Source organism: Rhizorhabdus argentea, assembly GCF_037861105.1.
GTDB classification, from domain to species: Bacteria; Pseudomonadota; Alphaproteobacteria; order Sphingomonadales; family Sphingomonadaceae; genus Rhizorhabdus; species Rhizorhabdus argentea.
In genome coordinates this window covers 1-12,124 of the sequence record NZ_JBANFK010000009.1, presented here as the reverse complement: position 1 = coordinate 12,124, position 12,124 = coordinate 1, and the positions used below count along the sequence as shown (strand labels likewise).

The following is a 12,124-nucleotide window of genomic DNA, read 5'->3' as shown; positions in this document are numbered from 1 at the left end:
CATGAACGACAGTCTCGTCGCAGATCCACCTGAAAGCCTGATCCCGCAAATCGAGGATTTCGACGACCCCAGCTACGATCCGTTCGCGGACGCCGATGCGGTATTCGCCACGGATCGCGACCCGTTCGAGGTCCTGAAGGAAATGCGCGAGCGGGCGCCGGTCCATGAAATCGAGTATCGGGTCGCGCTCGGTCAGATTAGCGGCGCGACGACGCCCGATGGCGTTCGATGCTTCATGATTGTCGGTTCCGCGGAAGCCAATCAGGCGATCAGGGACACCGAGAGCTTTTCGAACAGCATTTTCGAACAGATCCTCGGCCTCAGCTTCGGCCGCACGATCACCGCGATGGACCCTCCCGAGCACACCCGCTACCGCAAGATATTCCAGCGTGCCTTCTCGCCCAAAGCGGTCATGCAATGGAGCGAAACGGTGGTCGCCCCCGTGGTGGACGTGCTGATGGCCGGCATCATCCACAAGGGCAAAGCGGACCTCGTCCCCGATTTCGCGCAACTCTACCCCTTCAGTGTCATCTACGAGCTGCTTAACCTTCCAGCTGCGGATACGAAGACCTTCCACAAGCTCGCCGTCTCGCTGACAAACCTTCATGTCGATCCAAGATTTGCGGTCGAGGCAGGGAAAAAGCTGGGCCACTATTTCGCCGGCATGCTGGCGGAACGCCGCGCACGGCCCGGCGAGGATCTGGTTTCCACGCTTCTGAATGTCCAGGTCGAAGGGGAGAAGCTGCCGGATGAAATCATCATCTCGTTCCTGCGGCAGCTGATGAACGCCGGCGGTGACACGACCTTCCGTTCGACATCGACGCTGCTTGGCCAGCTCATGCTCCATCCTGAGCAATATGCGGCGCTGATGAGGGACCGCAGCCTGTTGCCGCGTGCGATCGACGAGGCGCTGCGGTGGGACACCCCGGTCCTCATGATGTACCGCGTCGCGGCGAAGGAAACGGAGATCGGCGGAATCACGATTCCCGCCGGTTCACTCGTTCAGATCGCGCAAGGCGCAGCCAATCGCGATCCCGCGCTTTACGAAGATCCCGACAAGTTCGACATCTTTCGCACGGGTACCGCCGGCGCACTGCGTTTTGGGTTAGGCCCTCATATCTGCATCGGCATGCACCTGGCCAGGCTCGAGATAAGCCGTGCGCTGACGAGCATCATGGATCGGCTCCCCAACCTTCGGCTCGACCCCGACATGCCGCCCCCGGAAATGCATGGGTCCGAGCTGCGCTCACCCGACCACGTCCACGTTTTGTTCGACCCTTCGTAAGATCCGTCCGGGGACAGGAGACATCGAAATGGAGGCAATCACACCGATGGATTCCGCGCTGGACCCCGATTCGCTCATCCGAAGCTGGATTGAGGATCGTATCGGTCCGGTGAGTAGGATCGAACGACAGGGTCGCTGGCGGCCGAGCTGGTATGTCGATGCGCTCGACGGCAGTGAAATGCGCCACCTGTATGTTCGTGGGGATCGGGCGGGCGACTGGCCGCCGATGCCCCTGAAATATGAGTGCCGTGTGTTCGAGCTGTTCGGTCAGAAGGGATTACGCGTCCCGAAAATTCATGGCTTCATCCAGGAAATACCGGCGATCGTCATGGACCTCGCGCCGGGCCGGCCGGATCTGCGCACCGCCCATTCCGAGGCCGACCGCGACATGATTCGAGATCAACTGATCGAGCAGATGGTCATGATGCACGCGATCGATCCTGATGCGATGGCCGACATCGGCGCGCTTCGCCCCGACGGCGACGACGAAGCGGGACTGACCTATTATCGCCTGATCGAGAAGCTTTTCACCAGCAATCGGATCGCCCCCGCCCCAGCGGCCGATTTCGTCCGACGGTGGCTCAACCGCAACGTGCCGAAAAACCCCGATGGTGCTCGGCCGATCACCGTCGATGCGGGGCAGTTCCTGTTCGAAGGCGACCGGCTGACCGCGATGCTGGACTTCGAGTTCGCGGGTCTTGGCGATTTCCACACTGATCTCGCGGCCCTCAGGATCCGCAACCGTGCCGAATATATCGGCGATGTCGAAGCGATGATTACGTTGTATCAAAAACACAGCGGGGTCGCCGTCGATCTCCACCGCGTCCGGTATCATACGGCGATGATCGCGATCCTCACCCCGTTGCAGGTCGCTGCCGAACTGGCACGACCAACGCCTGAAATCGACTATCACGAATATCTGGTTTGGGACGCCTTCTGCACGCTGATCGCGCTTGATTGCATTGCCGAGATCATGGGCTGGGAAGAACTGGAGACTCCCCTGCCCGATCACCCAAGGCTGGCTCGGCATGCGACATCGCTCACTGCGCTTTCGATGAGCCTCGATGCCGGTGTGGAAGAGGATGAGTTTGCGGCCTATCGCCGTCGAAAGCTGCAACGGACATTGCGGTATATAGAGCGGGCGGACGGCTGGCGCTGGCAGTTCGACGCCGAATATCTGGATGATGTTGCGGCGCTCATCGGACGCCGACCGTCGGACTGGCAAGAGGCTGACGCAGAAATCGAGCGCGTGGTCGCGATGGAACGCCCCGTCGATGAAAAGGCGCTGTGGCGGCTTTTGACGCGGCGATACCTGCGCACCTGCTTCCTGCTCGCCGATCCGGAAGATCAGATGAATCACGAGCAGATCACGACACGAATGAAGCCAATCGGCGCGGCGACGGGGGAACGGCGATGACTGAAGTGTCCGCGATCATCGGCCTGCGCGGCTTTGGCATCGCCTGCGCGCGACGCCTGGGTTCAGGACGACGGCTGGTGTTGGGAGACAATAATGCGGAAACGCTTTCCGTCGTCGCCGCAACCCTGCGGAACGAGGGCCATGACGTTACCGCGAGGCTGGTCGATATCACCGACGCATCGTCGCTGACCGAATTTGCGGAGAAAACGTCAAAAATGGGCCGGTTGCACAATATGGTGCTGACCGCCGGCCTTTCGCCGCACATGGCCTCGCCCGAGCGCATCATCGCAGTCAACTTGCTGGGGACCAGTGCGGTGATCGATACCTTTCTACCGCTGGCGGTGCAGGACACGGTCGCCGTCGTCATCGCCAGCAATGCCGGATATCTGGCTCCCGTCGCTGCCGATCTCGAACGGTCGCTGGCGTTAGATCCGCCGGAGACATTGCTCGACACGCTGAGGAATGTTCCGGGCGCCGATAACGGTCTGGGCGCTTACTGGCTATCCAAGCGCGGGACGCAGCTTCGTATCGAGGCAGCAGCGGCCGCCTGGGGACGGAAGGGCGCCCGTATCGTCAGCGTGAGTCCGGGAATCATGGCCACCGAAATGTCCAAAAGCGAAGCCGAGGCCGGGTCGGCGATCGACGAGGCTCTTTCCACGACGCCAATGGGGCGCATCGGCACCCCCCATGAAATCGCCGCAGCAGTTGCCTGGGTCGTCAGCGCGGAGGCGCGTTACATCACCGGCACTGACCTGCTCGTCGATGGCGGAATGACCGCATCCCACCGATGGGCGGGCGCAGCTAAGGCCTCGGTCATCACCTGTTAGCCCGCGGGTTCCGGCTTACCAGATAAATCGGCCAGGATCGGTAGTTACCAGACAACATTTTCAGCAATCGCCAACCCCGGCCCTCGAAACAGGACAGAAATCGAAGGACTCTACGCCGCCGGCATCTCCACAGCTTCTGTGATGGGACGAACCTATCCAGGTCCAGGCGTGACGCTGAGTGCGGCGATGAACTTCGGCTTTCTTGCCGGCGAGCATGCCGTAAGTCGGCTGTCGATCATAGGCCGGGGGACGAGTGCGCTTCCCAAACCTTAATTGGCTCCCCAACATATCGGTGCTATACGATTTGAAAAAGACGGTTGGGCGCGGCTCGCGCTCGGTCTACCCCACGTGTCATTGGATTGGGAGAGCATGTCGACCATCATGGAAACTGCTTCGTTGCTGGACGACACCCTAATTGGTTCGTTTTATGAGCATCTTACATCCGATGAACCCTGGAAGGACGCGCTGGAGGGCGCACGCGTGCTTTTAGATGCCAGCAACCTGATGTTGCGCATTTCGTCACGGAGCAAGAGATCGCGCGATTCTATATTCGCTTATGGTCCTAAGGTCGATCAGGACAAGATTCGTGACTGGGAAGATCAGTTGTACCGCGAAATTTTCCCGGTGACACCAGCCGTTGACGAGGTGTCTTATTTTCGGTGGGAGGATACGCTCAAGGACCAAGAGCTTATTAGGTACATGAATAACTACGATTCTTCATGGACTATTATCCACTGCTTTGACGATAGCGAGAGCACGCAATGTTTTTTGATCGGTTCAAGAGATAGGAAGCAGAATCAATTCTCCAGAAAGGACGGCGATGTCATCAAAGCGCTTGGCAGACATCTGCGTCGGGCGCTTCAGTTGCGCCGGAAGTATCTTCGCCTTGAGCTGATAAGCAATTTTCAGAGCGAAGGGCTTGATCGCCTTGCGATCGCTGGCGCACTACTCGATCAGAGCGGCAACGCCATTCTCCTTAACAAGTCAGCGTCGAAGCTCATTTCCAACTCCGGCGTCCTCCATCTGCGTGACGGACATATTCATGCTCCCAATAGCTGGGACGATCGCAAGCTGCAGAAGATGATCGGCGAGATTCTCTCTGGGAATGATGCGACATCATCGACTCGCGCCATGTCGCTTTCCGGGACCGGGTCGCTTGATGTCGGAATCGTCATCCGTCGGCGCTCAACGATCTCCGTGGCATCGGGAAAGCCAGAATTGAGCGCGCTTCTCTTTGTCAGGTCGGTCGGTGGATCGTCGGAAATCGACGCCGGGCTCGTCCGTCAGATGTTCAACTTCACCCCCGCCGAAGCGCGATTGGCGGTTGGCTTGGCGAAGGGCATGAAACTGAAGGACCTCGAGCTTGAACTGAACATTCGCCACAATACCGCGCGGGCGCATCTGCGATCCATGTTCCTGAAAGTCGACGTCAGTCGGCAATCCCAGCTCATTCACCTGCTCTCCAACTGCGCGGTTTCGCTGTAGATGGGGAAGTCGAAGCAAGGTTGCTTTCCATCGAGATGTAAAGGGGTGGGCTTGGAGGTTCAACGCACACTCCTGGCAAAATACCAATTATGCCCTGAGTTCGCGAACAGGTGACTAGTTGTTTAGGGGCATCGCTGACGCTCGCCGGCTTGCGCCACTTCTGGCGTCGGGCTGACGCCGTGACGTCGGGCCAGCGCCCTTATGCTCTCTTCACACCGCTTATCGCTCGACGGACCGCGTCATCGTCCGGGCGCTACCGTGTAAAAACTGCCCCATAGCTCCTCCCGCCATGTGTGTTGGTCAATCGTACCACCACACTGCGCGATCAAACAGCCAATCGAAGGCTGTTTGCGACGCTTGAAAATACCACGATCAGACTATGACAGCGCTACCATCTGCGGCCTACCCGCCTAGGGTGGACCGCCGTGGCGCGGGGGAGAGCAACGTGACAGATAACTGGGACGAACGTTATGATGCCGTTGTCGTTGGAAGCGGGGCTGCCGGCCTGACCGCTGCGATCATCGGTGCCCGCCGCGGCATGAAGATGCTCGTCATCGAGAAAGCGGCCGTCTGGGGCGGAACCTCGGCCTGGTCAGGCGGCGGCGTATGGGCGCCTGCAAATCGCCTCCAGAAAGCCGCCGGAATAAAGGATTCGGTCGAGGAAGCCGCGAAGTTCCTCGATGAAGTGGTGACGGACGAGGGGCTTGCGACATCTCCCGAACGTCGGATGGCCTATCTGCGCGGCGCGCCGGAAATGGTTGATGTGCTGATCGAAGAAGGCATGGGCTGGACCGCAGATCGCAAACACCCCGACTATCTGTCGGATCGCAAGCATGCCGGCATCGGACGCGATCTCGATTCGCAGTTCTTCGACGCCAAGCGGCTCGGTGCGTGGCGCAAGACCATGCGTCGCGGCCCGGCCCCCTACGCGATCCGGCTTAAGGACATTCAGGGGATCGCCCAGGGCATCAGCAGCGTGAGAAGCCTGTCCCGAATGGCGTTCATCTTCTTTCGACAGAAACTGATGACCGCTCTCGGGCAGGACCCGGTTGGTTGCGGTGAAAGCTTGGTCGCGCAGCTCATGGCGATCGCGCAACGACGTGGCGTCGAATTCCGCTTGAACACCCCGCTCGTTGAGCTCGTCTCTGATGAGGGTGGTATCACGGGCGTGGTGACGGGGGGGGAAGCAGGGCAGCGGCGGATCGGGGCGCGCGCGGGCGTGCTGCTCTCCGCCGGCGGGTTCGCCCACGGCGCTTATCGCGAGAAGGTCATGGGAATGACCGGGCGCTGGTCCTCGGCTAGCCCCGACGATACCGGCGATATAGTGCAGATGGCGATGGGCATCGGCGCCATGACGTCCATGCTCGACGAGGCATGGTGGGGTTCGGCGTTCGTCTATCCCGGCGATGTGCCGGTCTTCTGCCAATGGGAGCGTTCGCTTCCCTTCAGCATCGTCGTCGATAGCGCAGGCAAGAGATTCTGCGACGAGGCCGAAGATTATTACAGCTTTGGCCAGTCACTGATAGCCCACGGCATAGATCAAGCCTGGCTCATAATGGATGCGCGCCATCGCAAACGCTATACCTTTGGCGGCTTTTTCCCCGGGCACACGCCCAAGGCAATGTTCGAACATGATTTCTTCAGGACAGCAGACACTCTCGACGGCATTGCGGAGGTGTGTGGCATCGATCCGGCCGGACTTCGCGCGACGGTCGCGCGATTCAACACATTCGTCGACAAGGGCGTCGATGAGGATTTCAGGCGAGGTGGCGAACCCTATGACCGCTACTGGGGCGATCCTACGATCAAGCCCAACCCCAATCTCGGCAAGATCGAGCAAGGGCCGTTTCTGGCCACCCGCGTCTATCTCGGCGATCTTGGCACCAAGGGCGGATATGTGACCGATGCCGATGCTCAGGTGCTGAACCTCGAAGGCCATCCGATCGAAGGGCTCTATGCCGCGGGCAACTCCACGGCTTCGGTCATGGGGCGCTCCTATCCCGGCCCCGGCGTCACGCTCGGCCCGGCGATGACCTTCGGCTATCTGGCGATGGAGCATGCCGCCCGGCGCATGGCGAACCGTCCGATCACGGCTTAGCGGCAACGACCCCATCGATACTGACGGTCATGACGACTATCAAACCTGATCGGGGCGCTTCATCGCTTCCGTGCCACCGTCGCAGCAGATCGTCTGGCCCACAATGAAGCTGTTTCCCGGCTGCTCAGGAAAGCGATCAACGCGGCCAGCTCGGCAGGTTTAGCCGGTCGACCGAGACGCACAGGTTTGTTTTTGTTCAGGAATTCGGTGCGGTCCTTTGTATCGAGCAGATATCGAATCATAGGCGTCTGCACCACGCCGGGTGCGACCGCATTGAGCAAAATGCCCTTGCCCGCCCATTCCGCCTTGACGGCCTCGCGCTTGACCCAAAGCGACAGCGCGCGCTTGCACTAACCGGGAGCATAATATCGCAGCATTTCGTCGATCACGCCGGGGCGGATGGCGGGATTGTCGATCAACTGCTGGCGGTGATCCGGATTGCGCGCCAGATGAACGACCATGCTGCCGACAAATCCCTGCGTCATACCCAATCCGCCGATCAGCAAGTTCAGCGTGATGATCTCGAGTTCCTCGTCGGTCAGCGGACACCCATGAATTCGGCGCGGTAAGCTCACCGAGCACACCGCGAGGCTGATACGCTGGCTTGCGACATCCTTCCGGATCCAGCCGATAAGCTTGCCCCAGCCGGTTCCCCCCCGCCCGGCAGGAGGTCGACAAGATTGTGTAGTGATAGCCAGGATTTCCGTCGCAACCGATAAATGGGCATCGCCCGCTCAACATAGGCCGGATGGACGAGGTTGCGCGTCCCCTTTCTGCCTAGAACCGCAGAAATGGCTCGAACCGACAGGATAGAACGGTCGAAATACAGTAAGTTGCAAGTGATGTCTGATCCTAGGACAGAATTCGCTGCGTAGAGCACAACGAGCCGTGGAGAGTGCAGATGAACGGGATCATTCCAATCACCGATATGTATCATCTCGGCGTGGTCACCAATGACTTCAAGCGGTCGATGGAGAACTACTCGCGCGTCTTCGGTATTCCCAAGTGGGAAATTCGCTATCTTACTGACGACCGGTTCAAAAATCCGCGCGTACATGGCAAGCATGTCAAGCAGAATTTTGTGTCCGCGCTCGCCATCGGCGGCCCACTCTCGTTCGAACTATGCGAGCCTAGGGCCGGTGACCGCACGCTGTACGCCGAGTTCCTAGAGGAGAAGGGCCCGGGTCTCCACCATATCTCGCCGACCTTGATGTCTGAGGAGGAATTCAAAGCGCTGCTCCCCGAAATGGAAAAGCGAGGCTTGAAATTCAACCAAAGTGCTGAAATCAGCGACACGGTCGATTATTGGTATGTCGATGCGGAAGCCCAGACGGGCACCTTAATCGAACTGCTGGTGATCAAGGGGCCAAATCCCGAAGGTACGCCGCCCGACGAAATCATCAGCTTCGGCCCGGAAATTACGCAGACACCAGACAAGCTGCCGATCGACAAGCTCTACCATTATACCGTCGCGGCTAGGCAGCCCGCCGAACATTACAAGCGTGGTTATGAGGACCTGTTCGGTATCGCCGAATGGTATGACTTCGAGAACAAACCCAACGAAACGGTACATGACGCTCGGTACAATGGTCGTCCGGGAGACTTCCGCTTCAGGACTTGGTCCGGCCGCAAGGGCGCTTTGGGCGTGGAGATTGTCGAACCGCAAGGCGGAGGCTCAATCTTCGAGGAAAAGCTTCGCCGCAACGGCGCAGGCATGCACCACATCATGACGACGATCACCAACGCTGAGCAATGGGAAAAAACATCCAAATGGCTCGCCGCCGAAGGCATGCCCATAGCACAGGACGCCTGGACACCGGATGGCTCAACCTATGTCGCCTTCATCGACGCACGCGAGAAACTCGATAACATGTATCTCGAAGTACTTGTCCGTCAGGATGACAGCGTGGCGATGGAAGGGCCGATCGCAGACATTCTGATCGGCGGATAGGCTAATTTCAAATGCCTAGGAGACCTGTGCGCGGGTGGTTGGAGACAGCCGCTTCAATCGCTGATTCTATGGGCTTTTCCAAGGAAAGAGCCGGACGTGGCACATCGATCGGTCAGGAGCGGTTCGGTCTTGCCGGGTGCGCACGATCCACATCACCGCTCGACGAGCTTGGCAAGCTGATCGACTGGAGAGGCACGCCGCTACGCTTCTTGATGGGAAAACGTAGCGTGAGAGGAGGTGCTAGGATGGCAATCCATCTAGGTCCGAATAACCGGCAAGAAGCCCGCATCGGCTCGCGCCCGAATTTCGCCCCCAGTGCGCCGCCCCCTAAGGGCTGGCAAAGCGTCCTGTCGGATCTAGAGGCTCATCGCGGTATCGCGTCCAAATGACGGGGTATCTGCATCGCTTAAGCGGCTTCGCGTTCGCGCGGTGGGTCGACAGCGGGAACCGGGGCAACCTGCTTACGGCTTCGCTGTGCGTCTGGAGCGCCGCGACTGCGCTGTGCGGCCTCGCGACCGTCTACTTTCAACTAGCGGTGGGGCGCCTGATAGTCGGCTTCAGCGAGGGGGGACACAATCCCGGCGCACATGGCCTAATCTGTGACAGCTATCTGCCAAAGCGGCGAACCAGCCCCGTTGGAGTTCAGGTGTCCGGCGCTTCCGTCTTTTACTGCGTCAGACATTTGTGGAGGAGAGCGAGTGAACGTTGAGGAATGGCGCCAGCCGCGTTTGCCGCGACTAGCAGAGGGAAAGCGGCGATGAGTAACGGGGTCGTTTTCGTGAGTGATGAGGCAGTCTCGCGCTCATTTGCTTTCGCCGATGTTATCGAGCAGATGGAGCACGCCTATCGCGAACAGGCGAGCACCCCCGGTTGCGCCGGCCATCTCGCGCTCCGGGCGGGCGGATCGGTGCTGCGGGTCAACGCCTATGCGCCGGCGGGCAAGGGCATGCTCGGCGCGAAGCTGTTCGGCTGGGGATCGAAACCTGGGGTGAACTACGCGATCTTGCTGTTCGACCGCGAAACCGGGCTGGTACGCGCGATCGTCGACGGCATGTCAGTCACCAAACTTCGGACCGCCGCGACCTCCGCCGTCGCCGCGCGTCTGCTGGCACCAGCGAAGGCGCTGAAACTTGGTGTTATCGGCAGCGGTCTCGAGGCTAGGTCGCACGTCGAGGCGCTTGCATCGGTGTTGCAGATCGCGGGGCTGAGCGTTTTCAGTCCCAATTCCGATCGCCGCGCGCGTTTCGCTGCGGATTTCGTAGCCCAGGGCATCGACGTGTGTGCGGCCGCGAATGGGCCGGAAGCGCTTGCCGACGCGGATATCGTGATCGCCGCCGCCAAATCGAACGACGGTGGTCCGGTGATCGACGGGGCCTGGGTCCCGCCGTATGCTCTTGTCATCTCGATCGGGTCAACCATGCCCGGCCAGCGTGAGGTTGATACCCGCTCGATCGTGGACCGCGACCTGATCGTCTGCGACACGGTCGAGAACGTGCTGCACACCGGTGATCTGGAGGCTGCTTTGGCGCAAGACGCTACGATTGTCGAGCGCATGATCAGCCTTTCAGATCTAGTATCCGGCGCTGCCGACGAGCGGCTGCGCGACGCCCGCTCGCCGATGTTCAAGTCGACGGGGAGCGGGCTGCAAGACGTCGTCGTCGCCGAAGCCGCCTACCGGATGGCGGTCGCCGCGAGCCTCGCCACCGACCTTCCAATAAACTTCGCCGCCCGCGGCTGACCTTCAACTTCGGAGCGATCAGGGATCGACATGACTAAAAGAACCGACATCCGCGAATGGGCTCGCGAGCACGTGACGGGCGTGGCCAATGTCACACTACCGTCGTTCACCTCCGATCTCGCCGGCCTCGACGAGGCGGCGATCCGGCATGACATCCGCCGACACGTCGAGAACGGATTCACCGGCACGCTGATGGTTGGCGAAGTCGTGCTAAGACAATTCGAGTACGATCGATTTCTAGAGATCGCGGTCGACGAGGCCGCAGGCCGGTTGCATCTCATCCATCACGCCTGCTTCGACACACCGGACGAGAACGCACGCACCGCGGACGTAGGGGCTGCGCTCGGCATGCGTCTGTCGCTGCTTACCTACCCTGCCTGGCTCTACGCGGAGGACGAGCAGCAGATCTATGCTTACACTAAGGCTTTCTGCGACCGCACGTCGCTCGGCGTCATCCTGTTCCCGGTGCCGCTCTGGAACTTCACCCGCGTCCATCCCGCGGGACTTTCCGCCGACCTGATCGAGCGGCTGATCGACGACTGCCCTAACGTCTGCGCGATCAAGGCGGAGGGCGGCTATCCCAGCCCCATGGGGTTTGTCGAATGCTATCGGCGCTTCTCTGAGCGCGTGATCGTCACCAACCCGCTCGAGACGGACATCCTCGCGCTGGCGCAGATCGCTCCTGTTCAGTTCATGGGTACGAGCAACTCGGAATATTTTGGCAATGCGGTCCCCAGGCTATTCGACATGGTACGGCAGGGTCGCTTAGCGGAGGCGACCGAGCTCTATTGGAAGGTGGATCCGGCACGCCGCGCCAACGCGCTGGTCAGCGCAACCTGGGCGGGAACCGGCCTCGTTTCGCGCCTACAGTGGAAATACCAGGCGTGGCTCAGCGGCTACAGCGGCGGCCCGCTGCGCCAGCCGACCATGCGGCTCAAGGACTCGGCCATGTCCCAGTTGCGCAGCGGACTGGTCGCCTCAGGGCTTCCCGTGACGTCGCTTCACGATCGGGATTTCTTTGCCGGGCTAAGGTGATGCGGGGAACATTCTCCCCGGCTAGGTGCCAGTGGGTGAAGATCGGATAGGATATTGCAACACGTCGGGCGCCTATGCTCGTGCTCCGTCTCGGACGACCGGCAGCACGCCATGCGTCGTCGATCTGAGCGTCTTTCGCGCTCGGAGGGAGCGCCGATCCGAAGGGCGTCGCAACGGTGCGCGTGTAGACCACAGCTTCATGACGCTGTTGCGTAAGCATTCGGCGAGGGCCGCGGTGACGAGCGTCAGTCGTTTGCCGATTTCAGAATACGCTTTGCAGCGGCATTG

At 60.3% G+C, this 12,124-nt stretch carries 11 protein-coding genes; 9 read left to right on the top strand and 2 right to left on the bottom strand.

All coding sequences use genetic code 11. The features are described 5' to 3' along the window. Nucleotide 1 precedes the first annotated feature (1 nt). The 5 genes from AAC645_RS10315 (at nucleotide 2) to AAC645_RS10295 (ending at nucleotide 7,112) form a co-directional block, all read left to right on the top strand. Nucleotides 2-1,285 (top strand): cytochrome P450, encoded by a 1,284-nt coding sequence (locus AAC645_RS10315; protein WP_340315785.1) that lies wholly within the window; start codon nucleotides 2-4, stop codon nucleotides 1,283-1,285. A gap of 28 nt (nucleotides 1,286-1,313) precedes the next feature. Then, nucleotides 1,314-2,702 carry a phosphotransferase gene (locus tag AAC645_RS10310; protein WP_340315783.1) on the top strand — a complete coding sequence of 463 codons (1,389 nt, stop codon included), beginning with the start codon at nucleotides 1,314-1,316 and terminating at the stop codon, nucleotides 2,700-2,702. After that, a complete protein-coding gene (locus AAC645_RS10305) occupies nucleotides 2,699-3,529 on the top strand; it encodes an SDR family oxidoreductase (protein WP_340315782.1) in 831 nt (276 codons plus the stop codon). Before AAC645_RS10310 ends, AAC645_RS10305 begins: the two co-directional genes overlap by 4 nt. A 369-nt stretch (nucleotides 3,530-3,898) precedes the next feature. Continuing rightward, entirely contained in the window at nucleotides 3,899-5,014 is a 1,116-nt protein-coding gene (locus tag AAC645_RS10300) for a helix-turn-helix transcriptional regulator (RefSeq protein WP_340315780.1), read from the top strand. A gap of 445 nt (nucleotides 5,015-5,459) precedes the next feature. Continuing rightward, on the top strand, nucleotides 5,460-7,112 hold the full coding sequence (locus AAC645_RS10295; RefSeq protein ID WP_340315779.1) for an FAD-dependent oxidoreductase: 1,653 nt from the start codon (nucleotides 5,460-5,462) through the stop codon (nucleotides 7,110-7,112). A gap of 59 nt (nucleotides 7,113-7,171) precedes the next feature. Here AAC645_RS10295 and AAC645_RS10290 read toward each other — a convergent pair whose 3' ends face one another. Both AAC645_RS10290 and AAC645_RS10285 read right to left on the bottom strand, forming a co-directional pair. After that, entirely contained in the window at nucleotides 7,172-7,450 is a 279-nt protein-coding gene (locus AAC645_RS10290) for an SDR family oxidoreductase (protein WP_340315966.1), read from the bottom strand. Nucleotides 7,451-7,462: 12 nt separating this feature from the next. Continuing rightward, a complete protein-coding gene (locus AAC645_RS10285) occupies nucleotides 7,463-7,687 on the bottom strand; it encodes a hypothetical protein (protein WP_340315777.1) in 225 nt (74 codons plus the stop codon). A 326-nt stretch (nucleotides 7,688-8,013) separates the two neighbouring features. Between AAC645_RS10285 and AAC645_RS10280 the strand changes: the two genes are divergently transcribed. The 4 genes from AAC645_RS10280 to AAC645_RS10270 all read left to right on the top strand — a co-directional run bounded on the left by AAC645_RS10280 (nucleotide 8,014) and on the right by AAC645_RS10270 (nucleotide 11,836). Further along, a complete protein-coding gene (locus AAC645_RS10280; protein WP_340315776.1) occupies nucleotides 8,014-9,063 on the top strand; it encodes a VOC family protein in 1,050 nt (349 codons plus the stop codon). A 385-nt stretch (nucleotides 9,064-9,448) separates the two neighbouring features. Continuing rightward, the gene (locus AAC645_RS20440) at nucleotides 9,449-9,772 is read left to right on the top strand and encodes an MFS transporter (RefSeq protein WP_422785820.1); all 324 of its coding nucleotides are present in this window, start codon (nucleotides 9,449-9,451) and stop codon (nucleotides 9,770-9,772) included. Between the two features lie 198 nt (nucleotides 9,773-9,970). Next, complete coding sequence (locus tag AAC645_RS10275) at nucleotides 9,971-10,801, top strand: ornithine cyclodeaminase family protein (protein ID WP_340315775.1); 831 nt, start codon at nucleotides 9,971-9,973, stop codon at nucleotides 10,799-10,801. 30 nt (nucleotides 10,802-10,831) lie between these two features. Beyond that, nucleotides 10,832-11,836 carry a dihydrodipicolinate synthase family protein gene (locus tag AAC645_RS10270; protein ID WP_340315773.1) on the top strand — a complete coding sequence of 335 codons (1,005 nt, stop codon included), beginning with the start codon at nucleotides 10,832-10,834 and terminating at the stop codon, nucleotides 11,834-11,836. Nucleotides 11,837-12,124 lie beyond the last annotated feature (288 nt).

Bases quoted from the DNA above. Each gene is read 5' to 3' on its own strand.
- AAC645_RS10280 (WP_340315776.1), top strand. From the start codon at position 8,014: ATGAACGGGATCATTCCAATCACCGATATGTATCATCTCGGCGTGGTC.
- AAC645_RS10270 (WP_340315773.1), top strand. From the start codon at position 10,832: ATGACTAAAAGAACCGACATCCGCGAATGGGCTCGCGAGCACGTGACG.
- AAC645_RS10315 (WP_340315785.1), top strand. From the start codon at position 2: ATGAACGACAGTCTCGTCGCAGATCCACCTGAAAGCCTGATCCCGCAA.
- AAC645_RS20440 (WP_422785820.1), top strand. From the start codon at position 9,449: ATGACGGGGTATCTGCATCGCTTAAGCGGCTTCGCGTTCGCGCGGTGG.
- AAC645_RS10310 (WP_340315783.1), top strand. From the start codon at position 1,314: ATGGAGGCAATCACACCGATGGATTCCGCGCTGGACCCCGATTCGCTC.
- AAC645_RS10305 (WP_340315782.1), top strand. From the start codon at position 2,699: ATGACTGAAGTGTCCGCGATCATCGGCCTGCGCGGCTTTGGCATCGCC.
- AAC645_RS10300 (WP_340315780.1), top strand. From the start codon at position 3,899: ATGTCGACCATCATGGAAACTGCTTCGTTGCTGGACGACACCCTAATT.